The 24386-nt window shown below is 66.6% G+C and carries 20 protein-coding genes and 1 pseudogene; 8 read left to right on the top strand and 13 right to left on the bottom strand.

Translation table 11 applies throughout. From position 1 onward, the window contains the following. Nucleotides 1–43: 43 nt before the first annotated feature. Both IG171_RS13915 and IG171_RS13910 read left to right on the top strand, forming a co-directional pair. Nucleotides 44–799: an SDR family oxidoreductase gene (locus IG171_RS13915; RefSeq protein WP_212127989.1), complete on the top strand. Its 756-nt coding sequence runs from the start codon at nt 44–46 to the stop codon at nt 797–799. A 79-nt stretch (nt 800–878) separates the two neighbouring features. After that, entirely contained in the window at nt 879–1208 is a 330-nt protein-coding gene (locus IG171_RS13910) for a nuclear transport factor 2 family protein (RefSeq protein ID WP_212127988.1), read from the top strand. A gap of 158 nt (nt 1209–1366) precedes the next feature. On the opposite strand, the gene IG171_RS13905 is transcribed toward IG171_RS13910, so the two are convergent. Further along, on the bottom strand, nt 1367–2275 hold the full coding sequence (locus tag IG171_RS13905) for an Ltp family lipoprotein (protein ID WP_249203704.1): 909 nt from the start codon (nt 2273–2275) through the stop codon (nt 1367–1369). Between the two features lie 199 nt (nt 2276–2474). Between IG171_RS13905 and IG171_RS13900 the strand changes: the two genes are divergently transcribed. Beyond that, nucleotides 2475–4133: a hypothetical protein gene (locus IG171_RS13900; RefSeq protein ID WP_212127987.1), complete on the top strand. Its 1659-nt coding sequence runs from the start codon at nt 2475–2477 to the stop codon at nt 4131–4133. 23 nt (nt 4134–4156) lie between these two features. Continuing rightward, entirely contained in the window at nt 4157–4747 is a 591-nt protein-coding gene (locus IG171_RS13895; RefSeq protein ID WP_212127986.1) for a LuxR C-terminal-related transcriptional regulator, read from the top strand. Between the two features lie 66 nt (nt 4748–4813). On the opposite strand, the gene IG171_RS13890 is transcribed toward IG171_RS13895, so the two are convergent. Further along, on the bottom strand, nt 4814–6523 hold the full coding sequence (locus IG171_RS13890; protein WP_212127985.1) for a sigma-70 family RNA polymerase sigma factor: 1710 nt from the start codon (nt 6521–6523) through the stop codon (nt 4814–4816). A gap of 493 nt (nt 6524–7016) precedes the next feature. Here IG171_RS13890 and IG171_RS13885 point away from each other — a divergent pair, with 493 nt between their 5' ends. After that, entirely contained in the window at nt 7017–9221 is a 2205-nt protein-coding gene (locus IG171_RS13885) for a SpaA isopeptide-forming pilin-related protein (protein WP_212127984.1), read from the top strand. A gap of 176 nt (nt 9222–9397) precedes the next feature. On the opposite strand, the gene IG171_RS13880 is transcribed toward IG171_RS13885, so the two are convergent. Continuing rightward, nucleotides 9398–10051 (bottom strand): histidine phosphatase family protein, encoded by a 654-nt coding sequence (locus tag IG171_RS13880; RefSeq protein ID WP_212127983.1) that lies wholly within the window; start codon nt 10049–10051, stop codon nt 9398–9400. Nucleotides 10052–10228: 177 nt separating this feature from the next. Next, nucleotides 10229–12637, bottom strand: coding sequence for an HNH endonuclease signature motif containing protein (locus IG171_RS13875; RefSeq protein WP_212127982.1), 2409 nt, complete (start codon nt 12635–12637; stop codon nt 10229–10231). A gap of 769 nt (nt 12638–13406) precedes the next feature. On the opposite strand from IG171_RS13875, the gene IG171_RS13870 reads away from it, so the two are divergent. Continuing rightward, on the top strand, nt 13407–14612 hold the full coding sequence (locus IG171_RS13870; RefSeq protein WP_212127981.1) for an NADP-dependent malic enzyme: 1206 nt from the start codon (nt 13407–13409) through the stop codon (nt 14610–14612). A gap of 109 nt (nt 14613–14721) precedes the next feature. On the opposite strand, the gene IG171_RS13865 is transcribed toward IG171_RS13870, so the two are convergent. Beyond that, complete coding sequence (locus IG171_RS13865) at nt 14722–15144, bottom strand: organic hydroperoxide resistance protein (protein ID WP_212127980.1); 423 nt, start codon at nt 15142–15144, stop codon at nt 14722–14724. Between the two features lie 79 nt (nt 15145–15223). Further along, nucleotides 15224–16339, bottom strand: coding sequence for an SPFH domain-containing protein (locus IG171_RS13860; protein ID WP_212127979.1), 1116 nt, complete (start codon nt 16337–16339; stop codon nt 15224–15226). Nucleotides 16340–16538: 199 nt separating this feature from the next. On the opposite strand from IG171_RS13860, the gene IG171_RS13855 reads away from it, so the two are divergent. Together IG171_RS13855 and nagB are read left to right on the top strand one after the other, a co-directional pair. Continuing rightward, a complete protein-coding gene (locus IG171_RS13855; protein WP_212127978.1) occupies nt 16539–17252 on the top strand; it encodes a GntR family transcriptional regulator in 714 nt (237 codons plus the stop codon). A gap of 31 nt (nt 17253–17283) precedes the next feature. Next, nucleotides 17284–18066, top strand: coding sequence for a glucosamine-6-phosphate deaminase (gene nagB / locus IG171_RS13850; RefSeq protein WP_212127977.1), 783 nt, complete (start codon nt 17284–17286; stop codon nt 18064–18066). A 14-nt stretch (nt 18067–18080) separates the two neighbouring features. Here the strand turns inward: nagB and IG171_RS13845 are convergent. The 7 genes and pseudogenes from IG171_RS13845 to IG171_RS13815 form a co-directional block, all read right to left on the bottom strand. Continuing rightward, a pseudogene (locus IG171_RS13845) lies at nt 18081–18302 on the bottom strand (IS481 family transposase); the annotation flags it as partial. 7 nt (nt 18303–18309) lie between these two features. Further along, the gene (locus IG171_RS13840; protein ID WP_212127976.1) at nt 18310–19224 is read right to left on the bottom strand and encodes a DUF2268 domain-containing putative Zn-dependent protease; all 915 of its coding nucleotides are present in this window, start codon (nt 19222–19224) and stop codon (nt 18310–18312) included. A 64-nt stretch (nt 19225–19288) separates the two neighbouring features. Then, entirely contained in the window at nt 19289–19984 is a 696-nt protein-coding gene (locus tag IG171_RS13835; RefSeq protein ID WP_212127975.1) for an N-acetylmannosamine-6-phosphate 2-epimerase, read from the bottom strand. After that, the gene (locus IG171_RS13830; protein ID WP_212127974.1) at nt 19984–21108 is read right to left on the bottom strand and encodes an ROK family protein; all 1125 of its coding nucleotides are present in this window, start codon (nt 21106–21108) and stop codon (nt 19984–19986) included. Before IG171_RS13830 ends, IG171_RS13835 begins: the two co-directional genes overlap by 1 nt. Beyond that, entirely contained in the window at nt 21105–22022 is a 918-nt protein-coding gene (locus IG171_RS13825; protein WP_212127973.1) for a dihydrodipicolinate synthase family protein, read from the bottom strand. Before IG171_RS13825 ends, IG171_RS13830 begins: the two co-directional genes overlap by 4 nt. Beyond that, on the bottom strand, nt 22015–23622 hold the full coding sequence (locus IG171_RS13820; protein ID WP_212127972.1) for a sodium:solute symporter: 1608 nt from the start codon (nt 23620–23622) through the stop codon (nt 22015–22017). Before IG171_RS13820 ends, IG171_RS13825 begins: the two co-directional genes overlap by 8 nt. A gap of 133 nt (nt 23623–23755) precedes the next feature. Beyond that, the gene (locus IG171_RS13815; RefSeq protein ID WP_212127971.1) at nt 23756–24373 is read right to left on the bottom strand and encodes a TetR/AcrR family transcriptional regulator; all 618 of its coding nucleotides are present in this window, start codon (nt 24371–24373) and stop codon (nt 23756–23758) included. Nucleotides 24374–24386 lie beyond the last annotated feature (13 nt).

Genomic DNA, 24386 nt, shown 5'->3' with positions numbered 1-24386 from the left:
TGTCGCTATAGCAATGTATATCAGCGATATGACAGGAGAGAAGATGACCGATAGGACTCTGGCAGGAAAGACCGTGCTCATCGCCGGTGGCGGCAAGAACCTCGGCGGCCTCATCGCCCGGCAGTCCGCGGCGGCCGGGGCATCTGTGGCCATTCACTACAACTCCGAGTCCTCGCGCCCGGAGGCCGAGGAGACTCTCGCGGCGATCAAGGCAGAGGGTGTCAAGGGCGTCCTGCTCAGCGGCGACCTGACCCGAGCGCAGAACGTTGCGAAGCTCTTCGAGGATGCGAAGGCGGCGCTCGGCTCGATCGACATCGCCGTCAACACTGCGGGCAAGGTGCTGCGCAAGCCGATCGTGGACACGAGCGAAGACGAGTACGACTCGATGTTCGACATCAACTCCAAGGCCGCCTACTTCTTCATCAAGGAGGCCGGTCGGCACCTGAGCGACGGCGGGAAGATCATCACCATCGTCACCGCCCTGCTCGCGGCCTTCACCGATGGGTACTCGACCTATGCGGGCGGCAAGAGCCCCGTCGAGCACTTCACGCGTGCGGCGGCCAAGGAATTCGCCGACCGGGGCATCTCGGTCACCGCGGTTGCTCCCGGCCCGATGGACACTCCGTTCTTCTACGGCCAGGAGACACCGGAGCGCGTGGAGTTCCACAAGTCGCAGGCCATGGGCAACCAGCTCACCCAGATCGAGGACATCGCCCCGATCGTGCGGTTCCTCGCCACCGAGGGCTGGTGGATCACTGGCCAGACGATCTTCGCCAACGGCGGGTACACCACTCGCTGATCCGCGCTGATCGCCCCGCTCAACCACCAGCGACAGCACCGATAGCGCAGTCAACCGGAAACGAGAATCAGGAGCAGCAATGTCAGAACTGCAGATCCCGGCCGTCGTCGCCGACTTCATCGACGTCGTCAACGCCCACGACGAGGAGGGCTTCCTCAATGCCTTCACCTCGGGCGGCGTCGTCGATGACTGGGGGCGCGAATTCACCGGACGTGAGGCCATCAAGGCCTGGAGCGACAAGGAATTCATCGGAGCCACCGGCGTCCTCACGCCCGAAGAGGTCACGACCGAGGGCGACCGGATCACCGTCATCGGTGACTGGGCATCGAACTATGCCAACGGGCGGTCCTCGTTCGCCTTCGACCTCGACGGCGATCGAATCGGCCGGATGACGATCCGCGAGGGCTAACTGATCCGCGAGGGCTAGCCGACCCGCGAGGGCCGGTCGACCCTCACGGTCCGTTGCAGAAATGCGAAGAGGCGGACGAAGGAGCTGATTCCTTCGTCCGCCTCTTCTGTGGGCTGCGCGCCGGTCAACGGGCGGCGGAGCCCACGGTCTGGGCCGACTCAGTCGTTGAGGTGCTCGATCGCGTAATCGGCCTCGGATGAGGTGAACTGTTCACCGTACTCACTGGTGAGCTGATCATGGATGGCGTTAGGAGACATCGCCATATCGTCCTGGTAGCTCCGGGCCTTCTCCAGCGCGTTCTGGTTCCAGTCGGCTTCGACGTTGTCGATGGCGTACTGCGCGGCCTCGTCGGAGAAGTCTTCGCCGTATTCGCTCGTCAGCTGCTCGTAGATGCCCTTCTTGCTCATATGCATCATGTCCGAGTAGGTTTCGGCCTTGGTCAGAGCGGATGTGTACTCGGCAGGAACACTCGAATCGTCCTCGTCTTCGGCCGGAGCCGCGGGTTCCTCTTCGGCGGGTTCTTCGGCGATCGGCTCTTCGGCCTCTTCCTCGGCAGGTTCCTCTTCCGCTGCGGGTTCCGCCTCGACGGGTTCGTCGGCAGGCTCTTCCTCCGGTTCGGCCGCGGGGGCTTCGTCGGCGGCCTCTTCGGCCTCCGAGACGATCGAGGAGTCGTCCGTCTGAGGTGTCGGAGCCGAGTTCGCGGCGACTCCGCCGATGATGAGTCCCAGGACGAAGAAGATGCCGGTGACGATCCAGGCGATCTTCTTGTGCTGGTCATAGCCCTGAAGGGGAAGGCCGTGCTTGTCCTTCTGGGCGCCGACCAGGGTGATGATCAGATCGATGAGGGACCACAGGCCCAAGCCGCCGAGGGTGATGAGCTTGAGGATGCCGGTCCCGATCTTGCCGAGATAGAAGCGATCGGCGCCGAGTCCGCCGAGCAGCCACGAAAGCAGCCAGGTGGCGAGAAACGATTTCTGCCCGACGAAGGGCTGGTGCTGCCCGTATGCGGGCTGGGTGGGATTCCACTGGCCGGGGTAGTTCATCGGCGCAGGAGGTTGCTGGGTCATTATCACGTCCACAGATGTCGAAGGGGAGTTCCAGCAATCAATGATAGATTAAAAATTCAACAAAAACGTCAGCTGTTGTATCGGTTGTGTAACGATCGAGCTGTGCCATAATCTGAGACAGCACGTCCCTCAGTCCATCCCCGCAGCTCCCCGGCTGCCACCTCGGCGCTCGCCGAGACGAGAGAGAAGATCCCCGCACGTGAAAGTCAGACCTGGGCAATCATCGACCCTCGACACGCAGTTCGGACCTCGCGCCGCCTCGGTGACGGAATTCGCCTCCGCGGTCGAGTCCGGTTCCTCTCTGTCCAGGACCCAGCTCGACCAGCTCTTCCGCGCAGCCGGCGGTCGCAGCCGGATCGCCGATTCCCTCCTCACCGCCCGCGCCGAGGCGGGCATCCCGATCGCTGACGCGGACCCCGACCGCACCGTGGCGATGCTCGCCCCTGAACTGACGCCCACTGTGTCCGGCGCCTCCCGCGAGGCCGGAGCGCTCTACCTGCTCGCTCTGTTCGCCTGGACTCCGCAGATCACCTCGACCATGGTCGATCTGGTCCATGCCGCATTCTCCGCCGGGCAGGTGAGGACTGCGGCCACGCCCGAAGAGCTCACCTCACTGCTGACCTCGCAACGGCTGCTCACCGTGGCCGCCGGCACCGAAGAGGTGTTCACGGTGCCGTCCCTGATTCGCGTCCTCATGCGCCGGATCACCGAAGTCGGCGCCGACTGTGCCGCGAAGAACCCACGCGAAGCCCTCGGAGCGGCCATCACCGATGCGCTTGCCCAGCCGCGTTCGGCCGATGAGTCCGGATTCTCGGAGGCCATCGGCCTCGCCGTCGAGACAAGCAACTGGAAGGTGCTCGAACGCGTGTGGGCCCGCCGCTCGGTCAACGTCTTCGTCGATGTGCCCACGGCCATCGAGACCTACCTCGGTGTTCCCGAGGACGTGCTGGCGGACAGCCCCGTCCGCACCTTGGCCCGCAGCGCGGCCCGTCGCATCGACTCGACCCGTCGGCGGCTGCGCAGCGATGACACGGTCGAGCTCGTCGCCGCCACCGACTTCGACAGCATCGTCGTGCCCGGACTGCACGGACTGCTGTCCACCGAGACGGCGTCGACCGCCGAGACTGCCCTGACCGCCGACGAGGTGACCGTGCTGACCACGCTCGAGGCCCGCACGCACCGGATGAATCTCGACACTCAGGCGGCCTTGGACACGATCGAGACCGGACGGGAACGTCTGCGCAGCCTCGACGAGGGCGAGCCCGAGGCCACGCTCATGCTGCAGGCCGAACTCAACCTCGAGCATGGCCGGAACCTGGTCGTGGCCGGACGATTCCCGGAAGCGATGAGGCTGCTGCAGCTGGTCGTCCAGTTCGCCGAGATCTACACCCCGAACTCACCGCACCCTCTGCTGACCGGACTCGTCGAGGCGGCTCTGGCGAGCATGGGGCACGGGCAGGGATCCGACATGGACCGCAGCCTGGAGCGGGCGCGGGAGTCCGCTCGCGGGTTCGGAATGGCGGAGCTGCCGAACGAGCGCACCGCCCTGTGCATCGAGGCGATGCGCAGACTCGACCGGCTCGACACCGACGCCGCTGATCGGATCCTGGCCGAGGTCGACGAGGCGCGGCCCGGGCAGTATCTCGGTCCGATCCCCGACATCGCCCACAGCCTCTGCAGCGTGTATCAGGGGCGTGCCTCGATCGCGGCGAAGATGCTCACGGAGAGTTCGAGCGTGAGGTTCATCCAGATGGCCGGTGTCCCGAGCACGCGGCAGTCCGGCATCATCAACATCGCCGGCTTCGTCCTGGTCGCCGCGGGGAGACGAAGATCCTGCAGGACCTGGGAGACCAGATGAGTCCGCAGTGTCCTGGACACTCGATGATCAAGTCTCGGCAGGCCCTGACATTCGGCCAGCACGACCGGCTGTGGACTGCGACCGCGCAGACGCTGAGCGGGGATCACGGGCCCAGGGTCAAAAGTTGTGCCGTGGCTCTGCGGGTCGAGCTGCTCCATCACGAAGGCCGCACGGCCGAGGCTCTCGAGGCGTTCGTCCATGTGCTCGACTACTGTGCGATCAGCTCCTCGGTGCTCGGCGTCGCCCAGCTGTCGAAGGAGACCAGGCAGGCGCTCATCTCGGCCTCGGCCGATCATCATGGGTGGCAGGGGCTGGCCCGGTCCTTCGGCAACGGTGCGTCCTCAGGCTCCGGCGGCGTGACCGCGGCCGAGTTGCAGAGGCGGCTGCTCGACTTGCCCGAGACCTTGGGGGTCGAACCGGACTTCGGCACCGAGCTCACCTCGGCCGAGCAGTCGCTGCTGTTCGCGATCGATTCCCCGAAGTCCATTGCGCAGATCGCCAAGGATTTCGGGGTCGTGCCCGGCACTCTGAAGAACCGCCTGTCCGCGCTCTACCGCAAGCTCGGTGTGCGCAGTCGGGCCGAGGCCATCGCACACGCCCATCGCAGCCGGTGAGACAGTCCCGGCTGACTTCCGCCGAGATGCGGCATTGGTGCTGTGGGCCCTGAACGGCTGTGAGGCTCAGTGGCAGAGCACCCACCAGCCGAAGTCGTGACAGTGGGACCCGTCATCGTCTCCACCATCGTCTGAGGCATCGGCAGAATCCGAAGCATCGGAACCATCTGCGTCCGATGCGCCGTCACTCACCGCTCCCGCATCGGAGTCCGGCTCGGGTGGGGACGAGGAAGTGCTGGTCGGCTCAGGAACGTCAACGTCGGTGCTGGTCGGCGTAGGGCTGGGATCGCTCGCAGTCGTCGGAACAGCGCTCGGTGTTGGTGCGGCAGTGTCGTCGGTCCGCTCAGGTGAAGGAGATTCAGGCTCAGCCTCGGCGGACTCCTGTTCGTCCGCCTCGTCCTCAGCCCGATCTCGGTCGTCCGGGACAGGCGCGTGCCCCTGGTCATCCGGCGTCCGCGTTTCCGCTTGCGCCTCCGGTGTCTGTCCGTCTTCGTGCGCGGCCGGAGTCCGACCTTCGCTGGCAGGTGCGGAGTGTTCGGGCTCGGTATCTTCGTGGGGTTTGCCGGAACTCTGCTTCTCGCTGCTGGGCCCCTCGCTCCCGCTGCCGGGCACTGTCGGTTGCGATGAAGACGTCGGAAGGGACGTTTTCGGCGACGGGGCCGAGGCCGATGAAGTCTCAGCCGCATTCGCGGGCTGCTGGGCGGGATCGCTCTCAAAGTCGATGATGCTCACGGCGCCGGCCGCGATGGCAGCAGTGGCGGCGATACTCGCGATTGTGACTTTGAGAGCCGAGGCTCCGGCCGCGACCCCGGTCGTGTTGGCCGCAGTGCCGCCTCCGGTCGCTAACCCACTCGTGCTTCCTCCGGGGGCTCCCGTAGTGGTGCCGAAGGCGGTCGTGGAGCTGCCTGCTGCCAGCACCGATGCCCCCTCGGGGAAGTGGCCGATCTCGATGAGCGCGGCGGCAAGGGCAGCGGGCGTGATCCACGCCTGGAAGGTCGTGTTGAGGCTTCGGAGCCTGAAGGACTGACCACGGCAGTGACTGCACTGAGCGAGATGAGCCTCGAGCGCCTCTGAGCGTTTCGGGCTCAGCTGGTGACGGACGAAGCGTGCGAGCTCAGAGGAATGCTCAGCGCATTCGGGCGGGCTCGGTTCGACGTGTTCCTGAAGGTAGGCGACCCGCAGACCCTCCCTGGCGCGACGGAGGAGCGAACTGAAGGAATTCGGCGACAATCCCATGGCTTCGGCCGCTTCGGCCGTCGGTGTGCCGTCGATGTCGATGAGCGTGAGGGCCTTCTGCCAGGTGTCGGGGAGGGCCTTGAACGCACGGCCGAGCTGATCCCGCTCAGCCACCTCGGCGGCGTGGTCACCCGGTTCGCTGTCGGCGAGGAACGCCAGCACATCCGGCTCAACGGTTGTGGTGGCACGGGTCGTCGCAGTGCGTCGGTACGATTCGGAGCGCACGGCGGCCATGAGATACGGCTTGAACGACTCATCGGGTCCACCGCCCTGTCCCCACGCGCGCCAGATTTTGGCGAAGGCCTCGGCGACGGCATCCTCGGCGCGACTGCGATCACGGTTGAGGCGCAGAGCGAAGTGAAGCGCGGGCAGCTGGTGCCGCGCATAGAGTTCGCCGAAGGCCGCTCGTCCGGCAGGCGAATCAGGTCGATGACGGCGAATGCGGGCACAGAGGACGGAGTCGCTGAGCTCGTTGTCCGATTGGGGAAGTCCGAAAGCCGTGTGGGGATGCTCGTCCGATGGATGCCATGCCTCGGTCATCGGATCTGTGCTTCGAAAGAGCAATAAGGACGTCGTTGTTGAATCTGCATTATGAAACCTCAACTGTGATTCGGGGAACAGTTCGGGGCTGATCAGGGGAGTGCTGAAACTCTACAGGAGGAATTCTCAGCTTCCCAAACACTCGCACTCTGCCGGGGCGGCGACGTTCACCGGAGGCGATGCCGATCGACTGTCCGAGGCCGAACCAGGGGGTTGTGCCGTGCGAATGAAAAACTTTCAGAACTCGCGAACGAAAGCGCCCGCACGCGGGTCTCAGTCTATGGAGAGGTCGATACCCAAGGCCGATCCATAACCGGACCGGCGGTTTCACGACGGCCGATTCGGGCCCCTCCGAGTCCCCGGACTCATCCGAGGCGGCCCTGCAGAACCACGTGGCTGCAGGGCCACTTCACCGACCATATTCAGCACCTCCCCTCGCCTGTGTTTCGACGAGCGAACATGCAGGCAGGGGGCCCTTTCCGAAGGAGTTCCCTTGTCCCTACGGCGACATCCCCTGGCGAAGCACGGAGCGGCGGTCCTCGCCTCGTCCGTCCTTGCCACGTTCGCGTTCCTCGGCGCTGCCGTCGCACCTGCGCAGGCAGCGCCCGAGCCCCAGCCGAACCCCTCATTGGCAGATAGGTGCGGGCTCGACATCGGAGTGGTCCTCGACCTGTCGAACTCTCTGTCCGATCGTGACGTCGATGATTCGAAAAAGGCCGCCAAAGCTGTGGCCAGCGGTCTCACCGGAACTCCCAGCAGAGTATCGGTCAACTCCTTCGCAACCTTCGGTCCCGACGGAACCAACGATCCGATCGCCGCCACCTCCGTGTCGACTGCGGATTCCGTGAGTGAGTTGAACGAACAGATCGATGCCCTCCGCCGAGTTCCCCAGGACTCGGGAGGCACGAACTGGGACCGCGGTCTCGGGCAGCTCAATGCCGCGCATCACGATCTGGTTCTGTTCGTCACTGACGGCAAACCCACGGCATACGGGGTACCGGGATCCGAGAGAGGCAACACCGATCGCGGCACGCGGACCGATCAGATCGACATCGACAAGGCCATCGAATCAGCGAACGAGCTGAAGTCGCAGGGAACCAAGATCGTCGGACTGGGTGTGGGCAGCGGGATCAACGAGGACAATATCAAGTTGGTCTCCGGCCAGACAGCGGGCGACGACTACTACGTGATCTCCGACTACTCGGGGCTGACCGAACAGCTTCGCGAAATCGCCACGAAGAGCTGCCGTGGGTCTCTCAACGTCACCAAGCTGATCGATCCAGGCGCCGGCGAGCACGGCGAAAGCACCGACGTATATCGAGGTGAGGGCTGGACGATTTCGTCTCCGGACTCGGTCGATGGAGTTGAGAAGACCACCAATGCTGACGGAACGGTGAGCTTCAAGCTCAAGACCCCGGCCGAGGGGGTGCAAGCCTCTGAAGAACAGCAAGAGGGGTACCGGCTGCAGCCGCAGTCTGGGGCGAACGCAGTCTGCACCGCAGACGGGCGTGAAATCGGCACGAAGAACATCGCAGACGGTTTCGAACTGACTGAGACAGTCGACACGGACGCGATCGTCGCCTGCCAGATCATCAATGAGCAGATCCCCGGTGCACTGAGCTGGAAGAAGGTCGACGAGGACGGTAAGGCCCTCGCCGGCGCGGAATTCACACTCACCGGGCCCGACGGAAGAGACTTCGTCGTGGCCGACAACGGAGAGCTCGACGCCGATGAGGCGGCCGGACAGTTCGAAGTGACCGACCTGGCTTGGGGCGATTACACGATCAAGGAGACCAGCGCTCCCGAGGGATACGTACTTGCGGATGAGACCCAGACCGTGACGATCAGCGGTGAGAAGCGAGAGGCAGCCTTCTCCGACATCGTCAATGAGAAGGAAGCCGGTGCCGATCCTGACGGGGATGCCTCAGCAGATCCCAATGGCGAGGCGGATGCCGCGACGGACCCGGCAGGTGGCGAAGACGGGTCGGCGGATCCGGCCGGTGAGGAAGACGCGTCGGCGGATCCCGACGGTGCGGCGGATGCCGCGACGGACCCGGCAGGTGACGAAGACGGGGCGACGGATCCGGCCGGAGAAGAGGACGCGTCGGCGGATCCCGACGGTGCGGCGGATGCCGCGACGGACCCGGCAGGTGACGAAGACGGGGCGACGGATCCGGCCGGTGAAGAGGAGGCTGCGACCGACCCAGACAGCAGCGGCAGCGAAGACGCCGCGACGGATCCGGGCGACGACGAGGATACTTCGAGCGATCCTGTCGGTCAGGAAGACGCAACAACGGACCCCAATGGTGCGGCTGATGCCGCGACCGATCCGGACAGCGGGGCGACAGCCGATCCGGACGGTGCCGACGGCGCCGCAACGGGTTCGGACTCCGACCGCTCTGCCTCGGCAGATCTAAGCGGTAACGACTCCGCCTCCACGGATCCGGACGCGGACGATTCGGACGCGGAGAACTCCGATTCGCGGACCAGTGCGTCGAGCACATCGGCTGACGGCACCACCTCAGCCGACGGCGCGACCGGTAGCACGGAAGGAAGCGACAGCGGCAGTGACGGTGCTCATCTGCCCAGAACAGGTGCCGCTGGAGCGATGACGTTTGGACTTCTCGGCGCAATTCTCATCGGGGGCGGAATCATTGCTCTCCTCGTGACGAGGCGCAGGAAATCCGACCTGGTCTGATGCAGAGGCGATTCTGAGACATGCAGGGGGCGGAACCGATTCCCTAACGGTTCCGCCCCCCTGCATGTGTGGCCCTGCACCAGGCCAGCACGCGCTGAGGGTCCGCGATGCCGTGCTTCCCACGGGCTGCTGCCGTAGCGTCTGTGGTCACCGGCGGAGCTCAAAATGCTCCGCTCTCACCGGTAGGTGACGTCGGCCGGCGGCAGATGACCGTGGTCGTTGAAGGAGATGAGACTGGTGCCATTGCGCCCGGAGATGATCTTCGTGATTCCGGTGTTGATGGTCACTCGGTTGAACGCCATCCACTGATCGAAGTCTCCGCCGAGCAGCCGGGTCGCTGTCCAGGAGATGGCTCCCGCGCTGGAGACGACGAGCGTTGACTCACCCGAGCCCATCGCTTGGAACACGGCGTCGAGGGCGCCGTCGACTCTGTCCGTGAATTCTGAGAACGTCTCTGCGTAGTCGGTGTCGAAGTCACCGCCGGCCCAGCGGGCGCAGCCGCGTTCCAGCTCGGCTTGGAAGACGGTCGAATCGTGCTTCGCCCGCGGATCGATTTCTCCCAATGCACCGGTGAGCTCCCAGGCGTTGAACTCGTTCCATCCCGGGTCGATCTCCGCTTCCGGTTTGGGATCGAGCCCGTTGAGGATGCCTTCGGCGGTCTGCTTTTGACGCAGCATCTGCCCGTGGACGATGCGAATGGGGTGCACACCCTGCCCGCCGAGGTGTCGGCCGGCGAGACGGCTCTGCTCGTGGCCGAGGTCGGACAGTCGGTCGTAGTCGTCGGTGCCGAACGAGGCCTGTCCGTGTCGGATCAGATAGAGCACGCCCATATTCCACTCCTGCTGAGACAAAACCAGTGACAGAGCAGGCCGACCTGCTCTGTCACCGAGCCTAACCCGCCGAGGCGATCAGCGGTGGATCGTCTGAGTGGGGTTCCGTCCCTGTCAGGGTGGGGCTCCGCAATCTGGCCGGGTCGGGCTCCGCGTTCCGTCTGGGCAGGTGCGCGGTCAGAACGGTGGGGGATCGACTTCGAGGTCGTGGTCCCAGTTCACCTGGTTGCCGGTGTACCGGGCATCCCAGGGATCGGTGGGTCCCGAACGGACCCGCCGGCTGGCCTCGGGTTTCCCGGCGGAGCTGCTCGCGACCGCGCGCTCGGTCGCTCCTTTTGCGCCAGCCGTCCCTTTTGTGCCGGTCGCCCCCTGTGCGCCGGACGCGGCCCTGCTTCGACGGCGTGCGCGTTCTGCGAATTCCGCGACATAGCGGTTCCCGGTCAGCTGCTTCATCGATGACGCCTTGGAACCGGGCAGGAGGCAGGGCTGGAAGACAGCGCTGTCCCAATCGAGGCAGCGCTGCACCATCAACCGCTGTCGCGCTGCCCGCTGCTGCCGAAAGGCTTTCGACAGTCGCCGGTTCTTGGCAGACTTCTCCTCCGCGAGGCGTTTGGCCTCGTCGCGTTGGCGAATCGTCGATTCGCCGGGCATCAGCTCCAACACCGTCGGTGCTGGTGGAACCATCTGTCGGGGGACCCGCCAACGTTCCGGGCGCATGTCGGCCAAGGCCGCGAACTCGAGAGCCTGGGCAATGTTGACCGGCTGGTCGGGAGGCGTGACCTTGGTGGAGAGCCCGTGCCTGAACTCGTAGTCGAGCTCCCAGGAATTGGGCATAGTGACCCTCAGGAGACCGGCGGTCTTGAGCGCGTGGTGCTTGGCGCATACAGGCTGGATGTTGCCGAATCGTGTCAGTCCACCCTTGAGGGGATCGAGGTGGAAGAACGGGATGACGTGGTCCATCTCAGACTTCTCCGCTGTCCGCGTGCAGCCGGGCGCTGCGCAGCAGTTCCACTGCTCGATCAAGGTCTTCCGCAGGTCCTTCGGCACCGGATAGCTCGTGGCCTTCGCGTCGAGCGGGGTGCCGGTGGCCGGATCGGTGAGGATCCGCTGGATGGTCTTCGACCGACCGGCGATCGTGCGAGCCACCTCGGCGGGAATCGGTGAGCCGTCGTCCAGAGTGCCGGGCAGGTCCGAATCACCGGTCAGGGTGAGGAAGGGGACGGTTGCGACGGTGGCGGCCTGCTGCGACAGCCACCACTGGCTGGTGGGCATGCGCAGCTTCACCCAATACTCGACGGGGCCGAAGCCGTCCCCGGAGTCGGGGCGGAAAGCCGAGCCGATTGAGCGGTCGTCGGACTGCTCGGCGTTCGCATGCGTCTGCGCTGTCGTGCCCGAGCTCGCGGACGAAGGCCCGGCCGAGCCGGAGTGCGTGGGTGCTGTCCGTGCCACCGTTTCGGCGAAGTCCGCGAGCCCGGCGTCTGAGTCCACCCCGGGCGCGATCTCGCCGTCGTCATCGAGCAGCGGAGCCTCGCTCGTGGTCTGTATACCGGTGACCGGGTCGACGGAGACGACCTTGACGCTGAGTTCGGGGACCGGCCTGATCAGCAGGTCGTACTGGAGCTGGTCGATGGTCCGGTCGTCGTTGAGTTCCATCCCCGCAGGCAGATTGAACGTCGTCTTGTTCTTTCCGTGGACGGCACGCGCCATGGCCCGGATGCGGTTGTAGCAGGAGTAGATCTCGGCCGAGGGTCCGCTCACGATGAGGCTGGCCGAGCCGTCCTTGCTTCCTTCGACATCGACGCGGCGGCGCGTCGTGGCCATCTCGGTCAAGTCGATCGGCGGCACGAGGAGGCTGATCTTCTTGCTCAGCGCCCGACGCAGCGTCTCGCACGTGGTGTCGGCCCGCTTGGTGGCCAGGAAGGAATCGACTTCCGGCAGGTGGGCGAAGGCGAGGTTGCGGCACAGCTGGGACACGACAGTGATGTGGGCGTGGGTGAATTCGCCCGAGCGGACCCTGTCGGCGAAGCGGGGGAGACCATAGAGGATCGTCATCGCCTCCGACAGCTGGCGGTAGGTGCGGGGCGTGTTGGTGCCGAGCGCCGTCGAGATCTCGAGCAGGTCCTCGGACGCCACGTTCTCGTAGACCCACGTCGCGAAGCACGTGCGGGAATCGAACTCGGGAAACTCCGGAAGCGCCTGTCGGGCGGCTTCTTCGGCCGCGGCCTTCTGTGCGCGGGCGAATGCGCCGTCGTAGACGACGACCGCCGTCGAAGGTGCGTCGGCGGTTCGGACGCGGGGAGCGTCCTCGCCTTCGGCACCTGCGTTGTGGCGGGCCAGTGTTCCCGCGATCGTCTCGCAGCGGAAGGGGCCGGAACCGTCCGGCACGGCGAAGTCGAGGTTGAGCAGAATCTGCTCGAGCACCACTCCGGCGGCTGATTCGAGGACCGCGAAGTGTGCGCGGTCCGAGGCGGCGGTGAGCTCCGCGAACCGGGTCATGCTCGATTCGAAGCGGATGGCATAACGGGGTGACGGCTGGGTCGGCTCGGCCTCGTGCGACGGGCCTGGTTGGTCAGTGGTGCTCTTCATGGCGTTTTCACCTGCCTCGGACTTCGTTGTCGGGGGTGGAGCTGATTTGAAAAGCTTCTAACTCTATGTTAGATCATCAAAGTTCGAATTACTATAGTAAAAAGAGAATATCTTCGAATAGTTCTCGAGTTCGTCCGCTATGTGATTTCGTTGTCTGTCCATCGTTGCACACGGCACTGACATGAAGACCACGGAGCCGCCTCGGCGAATATCGGGCTGCAGTCATCCGACCCCGTACCCAGGGGACGAGGCCAACCGATTCCGGACGATCCCCACGGGCGTGACCAGCCTTCCTCGCGCCCTCGTGCAGGCTCGACGTCACCGCCGAGACCGTCCAAAGGTCTGGAGAATATGCCATCCAGGCGGTTCGCCGTCGCGGATTTTGACGAATTTTTGCGTGAAATGGATGCAGGCATCGGTTATGCTGTTCGGGTTGCCGGATGCGACCCACGAGGTCGGTACTCGCCTCATGCGAGCCGTATCCGCACAGCGCGCAACCGTGTCGCCCTTCACCTAGGGTCAGCATCACGGGTCGCGCGGACGTCACCGCTCAACCTTCACTGGTGACGAGTTCTTCGTTACGACCGCCGGTCTCACGCCCATGCAGGCTGAGACGCCCCTGCCGGCTGGAACGCCCCCAGCGGGTCGACGCCCACTGCGGGTCGAGAGGCCCAAGCGGGTCGAGACACCTTTCGGGCCCCGGCGGTTCGACGATCACAGCCGACGGCATCGGCTCGACCCTGCCGTCGCACGACCACGAGGATCCACCATGACGACCACCGCCCAGAACACCACCTCATCCGACCAGAACTCGCAGGCTCCGATCACCGATGAAGAGATCTTCGCCGCGCACGAAGGTGGCAAGCTGTCCGCCGAGCTCACGAGTCCGCTGGAGACTCAGCGGGATCTCTCGATCGCCTACACACCGGGCGTGGCCAAGGTCTGCACTGCGATCAAGGACGAACCGCAGATGGCGCGCACGCACACCTGGACCGGCCGCCTCGTCGCGGTCGTCTCCGACGGTTCGGCCGTGCTCGGCCTCGGCGATATCGGCCCGGCCGCCTCGCTGCCGGTGATGGAGGGCAAGTGCGCCCTGTTCAAGAGCTTCTCCGGCATCAATGCCATCCCGATCGTGCTCGACACCAACGACACCGATGAGATCGTCGAGACCATCGTCCGCATGGCCCCGACCTTCGGCGCGGTCAACCTCGAAGACATCTCGGCGCCGCGCTGCTTCGAGATCGAGGACCGCGTCAAGGAAGCCCTCGACATCCCGGTCATGCACGATGACCAGCACGGCACCGCCGTCGTCGTCCTCGCGGCGCTGACGAACGCGCTGCGCGTGGTCGACAAGCCCTTCGACGCGATCCGGGTCGTCGTCTCCGGGGCAGGGGCGGCAGGCGTGGCCGTGGCGAAGATCCTCGCCGACGCCGGTGTCACCGATGTCGTCGTCCTCGATTCCAAGGGCGTCATCGAATCCGGCCGCTCCGACCTGTCCGAGACGAAGCAGGCCATCGCCTCGGCGACGAACCCGCGCGGTGTCTCCGGCGGGATCGGCGAGGCCCTCGACGGTGCCGATGCCTTCATCGGCGTCTCCGGCGGCACCATCGACGAGGCTCATCTGGCCAGGATGGCCGACGACGCGATCATCTTCGCCCTGTCGAACCCCACCCCCGAGGTGGCCCCCGACGTCGCGACGAAGTACGCCACCGTGGTGGCCACCGGCCGCAGCGACTTCCCGAACCAGATCAACAACGTGCTCGCGTTCCCCGGGATCTTCCGCGGGGCGCTCGACGCCGATGCCCACGAGATCACCGATGATATGAAGCTCGCGGCCGCGCGGGCGATCGCCGATCTCGTCGGCGAGGACCTGGAGCCCGGTTATGTGGTTCCCGGTGCGCTCGACTCCCGTGTGGCGCCGGCCGTCGCCGAGGCGGTCGAGAAGTCCGCGCTCGAGGCGATGGCACAGCGCTGAGGCTCAGCCGGTCCGAATACGGCTGAGGGGCGGGTGAAGAGAGATCTTCACCCGCCCCTCAGGCGTGGGCGACGGTCAGGCATGTGCGACGGTCAGGCACGTGCGCCGGTCAGTCGTCGGTGACGGTGATCGTGACGTCGATGTTGCCGCGGGTGGCGTTGGAGTACGGGCATACCCTGTGAGCCTTGTCGGCCAACGCCTGAGCCTCGGCCTTGACGAGGTGTGGGAGGGTGACCTCGAGTTCGACGGCGAGCTGGAAGCCGCCCTCATTGTCCTTGCCGATGCTCACGCGGGAGCCGACCGAGGAGTCCTCGATATTCGCCTTGGTCTGACCCGCCACGAGACGCAGCGCCGAGTGAAAGCAGGCCGCGTAGCCGACCGCGAAGAGCTGCTCGGGATTCGTGCCGTTGCCGCTGCCGCCCATGTCCGTGGGGGTGGCGAGATCGACATCGACCCGTCCGTCGCTCGTGCGGCCGTGGCCGTCGCGGCCTTCGCCGGTGGCCAGTGCTTCTGCGGTGTAGAGAGCCCTCATGATTCGTCCTTTCGTCGGTGGTGCGCTGCGGGGCCGGTCCGTGGCCGGGCCCGGTCCCGCGATGCGGGTCAGCGGTGGATCATTGCTGTGGGTCCTGCGGAGGCTGCTGTGAGTTCGTCCACTGCTGGGCGATCGACTTTGCTCTCGACTTCAGTGACTGCGCGTTCGGCTGATCGGATCCGCCCGAGCTCGGCGGCGTCGTCGGCTGCGGCGGGACATCCTCGCGATCCGAGCGGTGGCTCGAGGTGTACCGGGACTCCGGCGCATTGAGTGTGGCACCGTCCTCGGCGGCGTTGGCGGCGAACAGGGCGTTGCGGATCTCCTGGCCCATCTCGCCCTGTCCGCCGGGGTTCGAGGGCATGAACAGCACGTTCGACCGGCCCTCCTGGGCCACGTTCTGCATGGTGTCGAAGTACTGGGTCATCATCAGCAGCTGCTCGGCGGTCTTGTCGATGCCGACCTCCTTGAGCTTGGCATACTGCTCGGCGATGCCGTTGGCGATCGCCTTGCGCTGCGAGGCCACACCTTCGCCGTGCAGGCGCATCGCCTCGGACTCGGCCTCCGCCTGGGTGACGCGTTTGATCTTGTCGGCCTCGGCCAGCGACTGCGCGGCGACCCGGTCGCGCTGGGCGGCGTTGATCGAGTTCATCGAGTCGCGCACCTTCGGATCGGGAGTGATGTCCGTGACGAGCGTGCTCACGATCTTGAACCCGTAGCGTCGCATCGACTCCGAGAGTCTGCGCTCGACGTTCTCCGCGATGTCGTCCTTCGACTCGAATGCCGTATCCAGCGTCAGACCCGACAGCGCGGAGCGGACGGTGTCGAAGACATAGGAGCGGATCTGCTCCTCGGAGTTCGCCAGTCGGTAGTAGGCGTCGGCGACGTTGTCCTCTTCGACGACGTACTGGACGGCGACCGGCACGGTGACGAAGACGTTGTCCTTCGTCTTCGACTCGATGTTGACCTCGAGCTGCTGGACGCGCAGGGAGATCGGCTTGCTCGTCGTCTCGACAAGGGGCATCTTGAAGTTCAGTCCCGGCTTCGCGACCTTCTTGAACTTCCCGAACCGTTCGACGATGACGTTCTCCTGCGTCTTCACCGTGAAGAACAGGCTCGTGCGCAGCTTGCCGAACAGCAGAATGGCGATGACGAGGATGACGATGACTACGGTGATGGTGACCGCGAATCCAGTCATGGTTGCTCCTATGCGTCGTGTCTGTCGGCCGCGATGCGGCCGCTGATGCCTCCCACCCTAATGGCGGTCGCCGCCTGAGCATATGGCAAGGACGCTGGTGGCCGGTTCGACCGTCTCGCATCTGGTCTGCGCCGAGGCGATCATCTGATGTCAGACGTATACTGGTGTCTCATCCCGGAACGATCGGTGGAAGGTGCTCATGACGGAGGCGGCAGCGACCGGTCGGAAGGTCACGACCTCCGACCGGATCAAGGATCTCATCCTCGCCGACGGGCTGCGCCCCGGCGACCTGCTGCCCACCGAGGGTGAGCTGTGCGCCCGCCTCGGAGTGTCGCGGTCGAACGTGAGAGAAGCCATTCGCAAGCTTACGACACTCGACATCGTCGACGTCCGTCACGGTCACGGAACCTATGTGGGCCAGATGTCCTTGGACGCCCTGGTCGAGGCCCTCGTCTTCCGCGGGGTCCTGAGCCCCGGTGACGATGTCTGCGCGCTGCGCGACGTCGTCGAGGTCCGTCAGGCGCTCGACCACGGAATGTCCCAGCAGATCGTCGACGCCCTGGAGGGCACCTCGAACCCCGAACTGTCGGCGCTCGTCGACGAGATGGTCGCCATGGCCGCCGACGGCAGATCCTTCCCGCAGCAGGATCGAGCCTTCCACACAGGTCTGCTGGCCCGGCTGGACAATTCGCTCGTCGGCCAGCTGGTCGCGGCCTTCTGGGATGTGCACACAGCGGTGCTGCCGAAGCTCAACGTCGCCGTGGCCGCCGACCTGGAACAGACCGCACGAGCCCATGGGCTCATGCTCGAGGCCGCGGAGTCCGGCGACGCCGAGGCCTTCCGGACCGCGATCGCCGCGCACTACGAGCCGATCATGCGCGCGCTCGACCAGAGAAGCTCCGCGGACCACTGACGGCGTCGAACAGGAAGAGGACGGAGACCCGATGGAAGTTGTCATCGCCGACGAACACAAGCTGGCGCAGCTGGCTGCCGATGCGATCGAGCGTCTGCTGCGCACCGAGACCGCCCCGGTCCTCGGGCTGGCGACCGGTTCGAGTCCGCTGCGCATCTACGATGAGCTCGCCGCCCGCCACGAGAGGCAGGGCCTGTCCTTCGCCCACGCGCAGGCGTTCATGCTCGACGAATACGTCGGCATCGCCGCCGACCATCCGGAACGCTACCGCAACGTCATCGACACGGAGATCGCGACTCGCGTGGACTTCGCCGAGGAGGCCGTCCACGGTCCCGACGGTTCCGCCGAGGACCTGGCGGCCGCCTCGGCGGGGTACGAGCAGAAGATCGCCGAGGCGGGCGGGATCGACCTGCAGATCCTGGGCATCGGCACCGATGGGCACATCGCGTTCAACGAACCGGGGTCGTCCCTGGCCTCACGCACCCGGGTGAAGTCCCTGACGTACCAGACGAGGGTCGACAATGCGCGCTTCTTCGACGGCGACGTCGACCAGGTGCCCAGCCTGTGTCTGACGCAGGGGCTGGGCACGATCATGGAGGCCAGGCACCTCGTGCTCGTGGCCACCGGAGGAGGCAAAGCCGAAGCGGTGCATCAGATGATCGAAGGGCCGGTGTCGGCGATGTGGCCGGCGACGGTGCTGCAGATGCATCCGCACGTGACCGTGCTCGTCGACGATGCGGCCGCCTCCAGGCTCCAGCTGGGCGACTACTACCGTCACGCCTTCGAGAACAAACCCGACTGGCAGCACCTCTGAGCAGGGCGATCCTTGAGGCGGGGCGTCGTGAGGCTGCGGTGCACCGTCGATGGGGTGATGTCGAGCCGGGCGGCGAGATGAACGGGCCCTTCGCACAAGCGCATGCGCAGGCTCACGCACCGCTTCGCCACTGCCTTCGGGGTCTTGTTCGGCGACGCATTCGGGCGTGACGAGCGGTTCTGCATCGACTCGCCGGCCAGGTGACGGTCGACCCAACGCTTCACCGTCGGCCACGTGTGCCGCTCAGCGTGCCCCGGCATCGTTGAGGCCGAGCGCAGGCAGAGCCACGCGCAGGATGTCGGACGTCGGAGTGCGGACGTTCTGAGCCGCAGTCGTCCCCGTCGCGCTCAGGTACGCCTGGACGATGCGTGCCCCGGCTGCGTAGCCGGCACCGGTCGGCAGGCCGACCGGCTGACCGCCGAACAAGCGGGCAGAAGCATCCCCCAGGACCCAGGACGCGAAGTCCGCCATGCCGGTGACGTTGAGGCCGGAGGCCACCTTGGCCAGGACGGCGTCGTCGGTGTGGGTGTCCTCACTGGCGAAGTGGGTGTACCCGCGGTCGCCGTACAGCTCGGCCGCGAACAGATCAGCCAGCCCTTCGGCGACGACATGCTCGCCGACGGTGACGGTGTCCGGGTCCCAGACGACCCCGCCAGGGGAGTACCGCACGTTGTGGTGCAGCTCATGGACGGCGATGGCTTCCAGCCGGTCCAGGACCAGCTCGGTGGGCCACACCGTCACGGAGATGTACCCGCTGATCCCGCCGAACGCCGACAGACCCTGGATCTCGTCCAGGAAATGGTGGTTCGTCGGGTCGCCGGCGAGCAGAAGGAGCTGCAGGTCGGGAACCGGCATGCCGGGATCCCCCTCGGCCAGCGCCGCAGCACCGCCCTGAAGGGCAGTTCGCACGCGGGACCACGCGTCGGCCGCTTCGAGGGCCGCGATCGCCTCGCGGACTTGCCGCTCGCACTGGGGTGTCGAGTCGAGGGGGAAGCCGAAGTTCTGGGCGTGGACGCTCAGCAGGTCGATGTCCGGGATGAAGTGGTACATGCCCGCCATCGGGGCCCACAGATCGCGCACCGCATCAGCACGCCCCTGCGGGGTCTGGTCCAGGACACGGCGCATCCCGGCCGCGCTGTCAATCACTGAAATGCTCATGGCTCGGACTCTAAACGTTGACCCAACGCCAAGGTCAACGCGCCCGCTCGATCAGCATCCCCGGTCAGTGCGTCTGGCCCTCAACCGCCTCGGCGAACCAGGACGAGATCGTGGCCGGGTGCGTGATCGCGGTGCCCACGACGACCGCCTCGGCGCCGGCCCGACGGGCGGCAGCGGCCTGATCGGGCGTGTGGATGCGGCCTTCGGCGATGAGCATCGGGGCCAGACCGGCATCGCCGATGGCGCTGATGAGTTCGAGATCGGGGCCGGCGACCGGTGAGCGCTCGCCGGTGTAGCCGGCCAGGGTGGTGCCGATGATGTCGGCACCGGCCTCGGCCGCGGCCCGAGCATCGCCGAGGCTGCCGCAATCGGCCATGACCAGGGCGTTCGTCTGTTCGTGGAGGCGTCCGACGGTCTCGGCCAGGCTCAGCCCGTCGGGCCGTTCGCGGCGGGTCCCGTCGACTGCGACGATGTGGGCCCCGGCCAGAGCCACCGCAAAGGCGTGCTGGAACGTCGGGGTGATGACGACCCCATCGGTGCCGTCCTTCCACAGCCCGATGACGGGCACCTCGACGGCCGAACGGGTGGCCTGGATGTCTCCGAGCCCCTGCACGCGCACGGCACCCGTACCACCGGTCACGGCCGAGGCTGCGACCTGCGCCATCGTTCTCGGATCGCGCATGGGCTCACCCGGATAGGCCTGCACTGAGACGATGAGCCGTGCGCGCAGGCGGTCAAGGATCTCGGTCTTCGACAGCATCAGTGAGTCTCTTCCTTTTCGCAGGTCTCGCGGTTCTGATGGCTCCAGGGGCCGACCTCTGCGGTCCACAGGCTCGCCGCGCCGAGGAGTGCGGCGTCCTGACCCATTTCTGCCTTTCGCAGCGGGGTTCCGGTGGTGGCGGGGATGAGTTCGGCGGCGAAGGCCTCGCGCAGGGGAGCCCACCACGTCTCGTCCGTCTCGGCCAGTCCGCCGCCGATGACGATGACCTCGGGGGAGGCGACGTTGGCGATGCCGCCCAGGGCCGCGCCGAGGGCTCGGGCGCCGATCTCGAACGCTCGTTTCGCCAGCGGGTCACCCGCCGAGGCGATCGCCGCCAGGTCCCGAGTCGTGGCCGGGCCCCGAACAGCCGGCGGGCACGGCTCGCCGGCCTGGCCCGGCGTAGCCGGCGGGTACGGCGCAGCGGCCGGTTCCGGAGCGCCGACCGGTCCCTGCACGGCCGACGTGTGAGGGGTCGGTGCTTCTGCCTCCTGCCGACTCTGCTGGTCGTGGGCGAGCAGTCTGCGATAGGTGGCGAGGATCGCCGGGCCCGAGGCGATCGCCTCGACATGGCCGGTGGCCCCGCACGGGCAGGGCAGGCCGGCGGCGGCCGGCGCGGGCAGATGCCCGATGTGCCCGGCCGCCGAATTCCGGCCCGTGACCAGTCGCCCGTCCCAGAGGATCCCGCCGCCGATGCCCGTTCCGGCCGCCACGAGAAGAGAGCTGCTGGTCCCGCGAGACGCCCCGGACCAGGCCTCGCCGAGGGCATGGGCGTGGACGTCGTTGACGGCGCGCACGCGCAGCTGGGTGTGGGCCTCGAGCTCGGCGACCAGGCGTGTGCCGGCCCAGCCGGACAGGGAATCGGTCGCCGAGACCACGGTCCCGGTGACCGGGTCGATGACCCCGGCCGCACCGACGCCGATCCGCCACTCGGACACGGCAGCGCCACGGCCGGGCTCGGCGATGACGGCGGCGGCCGCCTCGGCGATGGTGTCGAGGATCTCCTGTGCCCCCGCGCTCGCCGGCGTCGGCACGGTCCGCACATGCCCGAGCACGCCGTCGACGACGGACCCGGCACGGATCTTCGTGCCTCCGACATCGACGGCGATGATTCCGGGCAGTCTCACAGCAGTCCTGCGGCGGTGACGATCTCGCGGACCCTCTCCGCCTCGGCGGCGTCGAGGGCCTCCATCGGTTCGGCCATCCGGTTCGAGCCGATGACGCCCATGAGGCGCAGGGCGGTCTTGAACCCGCCGAGGCCGGCCGCACCGGCCGAAACGCGTCCGGGGGTCGCGGCACCGGTGATCTCGAACAGCCGCGCCAGGCGATCCTGTTCGGCCACGACGGTCGACCAGTCCTCGGCCCGCGCGGCGGCGTAGAGGCGCACATAACCGGCGGGATCGACATTGCCCAGCCCCGGGACGATTCCGGCGGCTCCGCCGAGCATGGCCCCGTCGGTGACGACCTCGTGGCCGGTGAACACGGCGAAGTCGGGCAGGTGCTCCGTCGCCAGCAGCAGGCGGCGGAAAGAGATGTCGTCGCCGGAGGAGTCCTTGACCCCGGCGAGCACACCCTCCTCGGCGAGGCGGACGAGGACCTCGAAGGGCATCTTCATATGCGTGCGCACGGGCACGTCGTAGGCGAAGAGGGGAACGTCGATGTGGTCGGCGACCGTGCGCAGGTGGCGCTCGACCTCGGCAGCGTCGGACAGAGCATAGAAGGGGGTGGTGACGACGGCGGCGTCACCGCCGATGGCCAGCAGACGGTCGGCCTCGGCGAGGACGCGGACCGTCGTCTGCTCGCTGATGCCCACGAGCACGGGCACCCGCCCGGCCGCGGCCTCGAGCGCGGTCTCGAGCACGAGGTCGCGTTCGGCTTCGGTCAGGTACGGGACTTCACCGGAGGACCCGAGCACGAAGATGCCGTGCACCCCGCCGGCCACGAGGTGGTCGACGAGGGCGGAGATGCCCGCCCGGTCGATCTCGCCGGAATCCGTGCGCGGGGTCAGCAGCGGGGGGATGATTCCGTGGAAGTCAGTCATGGTCGTTTCCTTGCTTGTCGGAGTTGTTTCCTGACGCCGAGGCGGACATGGCGACCGGCTCGGCGGGTTTGGTGGGGACGCGCCGAGTGTAGTCATCGCGTTTGCCGTAGATGGTCAGCGGCAGCACATCATGGTCACCGCGCGCCCGCAGGAGACCGGTGAGCAGCGAGAGGAGGTAGCCGAGGACCATGGCGCCGATGAAGGCGACGGTCGAGACGGCGAACGGAGTCAGTCCGGCCTGCTCCTGGACGATCCAGGCCAGGCCCGCGCCGAGGATGAGCCCGCCGAGGACACCGGCGGTGTTCGCCCGCTTCGTGAAGATGCCGAGCGCGAACACCCCGGCCAGGGGCACGCCGAAGAGCCCGGTGATCGACAGGAACAGATCCCAGGTCTGGGCCTGATCGGTGGCCGCGAGGTAGAGCGCGACCGAGACGGACAGGATGCCGACGACGATGATGACGGCGCGTGAGAAACCGACCCCGGTGCGGGGCAGACCGTCCTTGGGCGGGAAGAAGCGGTCGCGGATGTCGACGGTGACACAGGCCGAGATCGAGTTGAGGCTCGAGGAGATCGTCGACTGGGCGGCGGCGAAGATCGCGGCGATGAGCAGCCCCGAGACGCCGGCCGGCAGTGCGGTGACCGCGAAATAGGGCACCAGCGCCGAGGTGTTGAACCCCTCGGGAAGGGCCTCCGAGTGCTGGTAGAAGCTGTAGAGGACGGTGCCGATGCCGTAGAACAGCGGGATCGTCAGCAGGGCCAGGAAGCCGTTGACGATGAGCGAGCGGGCGGTGGACTTCGGCGAGGCCGTCGTCTGGTAGCGCTGGACGACGTCCTGGCTGGCGGTGTACTGGTGCAGGTTGTTGAACACCGAGCCGAGGAAGACGATCGGGATCGCCGCGGCGGCTCCACCGAACTTCCAGTTGTCGGCAGAGATGAACTTGTCATCGGCCGCGGCGTCGGAGACCACGGTGGCCAGGCCGCCGTCGAGGGCCATGATGCCGAAGACGAGGATGACGCCCGCGCCGACGAGCAGGATGATGCCCTGGACGACATCGGACCAGATGACGCCCTCGATGCCGCCGAGGAACGTGTAGACGACCGAGAGCACGCCGACGGCCCCGGCGACCAGTGCCGGGTTGATGTCGGTGACGGAGCTGATGGCCAGGGTCGGCAGGTAGATGACGATGGCCACGCGACCGATGTGGAAGAGGACGAACAGCACCGAGCCGAGCACGCGGATGCTCGGTCCGAAGCGCTCCTCGAGGTACTCATAGGCCGTGGTGACGTCGAGCTTGCGGAAGAAGGGGATGTAGAAGAACACGAGCAGCGGGACGATCGCGAAGATGGCGATATTGCCCGCGGCGTAGGACCAGTCGGTGAGGAAGGCCTGCTCGGGCGTGGACATGTAGGTGATGGCCGACAGCGTTGTCGCGTAGATGGAGAATCCGGCCGCCCACGCCGGGATCCGACCATTGGCCTTGAAGAAGGCGTCGGTGCCTCCGCTGGCCCTGCGGGTGAACCAGACCCCGATGCCCAGGGTAGCCACGAGGTAGATGATGATCACGGCCCAGTTGAGGCCGCCGAGTCCCGGAGCGTCCATGCTCCCTCCTCACGTGAAGTCTGTAGGGGACCGAGCGAGGGCGGGTCCCGATCGACACATAAGACGTATGATGTCCTATGTGATGAATCTACGGGAATGTGCCACAGGGCACAACCCGCTGGCTCGCTCGACCTCAGCGGTGGGCGGAGCTGACCTCGACGCTCAGTTCGGGGGAGGCGGCCGGGCGTTCCTCGGCGGGGAACGAATCGACGATCTGGTCGATGAGCGGCTGCAGGAACAGCTTGCCCAGCTGGCGGACCATGACGGTCACGACCTGCTCCACGCGGTCCCTGTCGGTCGAGGCCAGACCCGTGGCGCGCATCGAATCGACGCTCTGGCGTGTGAGCGCGGTCAGGCGGGTGAGCAGGGGCCGGTCATCGGGTGAGTCGAGGAGCTCCCGGCGCAGGTAGTCGACGACGAGCGGGTGGTCTTCGAGCATTCGGGCGACTGCGGCATCGCGTCCGGCCGCATCGGCGACGGGGTCCGCGGACTGCTGGTCGGCGGTGTCGATGGCGGTGTCGAAGAGGTCGATGATCCAGCTCTCGACGGCCTCCCTCAGTCCGTCCTTCGAGCCGAAGTGGTGGGAGATGAGCCCGATGGCCACCCCCGCCTCGGCGGCGATGGAGCGCAAGGGAGTGCCGGCGAAGCCGTTGGCCGCGAAGAGGTGGAGGCCGGCATTGCGGATGCGGGCACGACCGGTGAGGTCCCTGCCGTCGTCTTGTGATCCGTCCTGGGCGGCTGCCGTTGCCATGTCCTCACCCCTG

It is taken from the genome of Brevibacterium sp. SMBL_HHYL_HB1, assembly GCF_018208375.1.
Lineage (GTDB): Bacteria > Actinomycetota > Actinomycetes > Actinomycetales > Brevibacteriaceae > Brevibacterium > Brevibacterium intestinavium.
The sequence above is the reverse complement of the archived record's forward strand: the minus strand, read 5'-3'. Positions and strand labels throughout refer to the sequence as shown.

Excerpts from the sequence above, each read along its gene's own strand:
- IG171_RS13915 (WP_212127989.1), top strand. The coding sequence starts at position 44 with ATGACCGATAGGACTCTGGCAGGAAAGACCGTGCTCATCGCCGGTGGC.
- IG171_RS13910 (WP_212127988.1), top strand. The coding sequence starts at position 879 with ATGTCAGAACTGCAGATCCCGGCCGTCGTCGCCGACTTCATCGACGTC.
- IG171_RS13905 (WP_249203704.1), bottom strand. The coding sequence starts at position 2,275 with ATGACCCAGCAACCTCCTGCGCCGATGAACTACCCCGGCCAGTGGAAT.
- IG171_RS13895 (WP_212127986.1), top strand. The coding sequence starts at position 4,157 with ATGATCAAGTCTCGGCAGGCCCTGACATTCGGCCAGCACGACCGGCTG.
- IG171_RS13890 (WP_212127985.1), bottom strand. The coding sequence starts at position 6,523 with ATGACCGAGGCATGGCATCCATCGGACGAGCATCCCCACACGGCTTTC.
- IG171_RS13880 (WP_212127983.1), bottom strand. The coding sequence starts at position 10,051 with ATGGGCGTGCTCTATCTGATCCGACACGGACAGGCCTCGTTCGGCACC.
- IG171_RS13875 (WP_212127982.1), bottom strand. The coding sequence starts at position 12,637 with ATGAAGAGCACCACTGACCAACCAGGCCCGTCGCACGAGGCCGAGCCG.
- IG171_RS13870 (WP_212127981.1), top strand. The coding sequence starts at position 13,407 with ATGACGACCACCGCCCAGAACACCACCTCATCCGACCAGAACTCGCAG.
- IG171_RS13865 (WP_212127980.1), bottom strand. The coding sequence starts at position 15,144 with ATGAGGGCTCTCTACACCGCAGAAGCACTGGCCACCGGCGAAGGCCGC.
- IG171_RS13860 (WP_212127979.1), bottom strand. The coding sequence starts at position 16,339 with ATGACTGGATTCGCGGTCACCATCACCGTAGTCATCGTCATCCTCGTC.
- IG171_RS13855 (WP_212127978.1), top strand. The coding sequence starts at position 16,539 with ATGACGGAGGCGGCAGCGACCGGTCGGAAGGTCACGACCTCCGACCGG.
- nagB (WP_212127977.1), top strand. The coding sequence starts at position 17,284 with ATGGAAGTTGTCATCGCCGACGAACACAAGCTGGCGCAGCTGGCTGCC.
- IG171_RS13840 (WP_212127976.1), bottom strand. The coding sequence starts at position 19,224 with ATGAGCATTTCAGTGATTGACAGCGCGGCCGGGATGCGCCGTGTCCTG.
- IG171_RS13835 (WP_212127975.1), bottom strand. The coding sequence starts at position 19,984 with ATGCTGTCGAAGACCGAGATCCTTGACCGCCTGCGCGCACGGCTCATC.
- IG171_RS13825 (WP_212127973.1), bottom strand. The coding sequence starts at position 22,022 with ATGACTGACTTCCACGGAATCATCCCCCCGCTGCTGACCCCGCGCACG.
- IG171_RS13820 (WP_212127972.1), bottom strand. The coding sequence starts at position 23,622 with ATGGACGCTCCGGGACTCGGCGGCCTCAACTGGGCCGTGATCATCATC.
- IG171_RS13815 (WP_212127971.1), bottom strand. The coding sequence starts at position 24,373 with ATGGCAACGGCAGCCGCCCAGGACGGATCACAAGACGACGGCAGGGAC.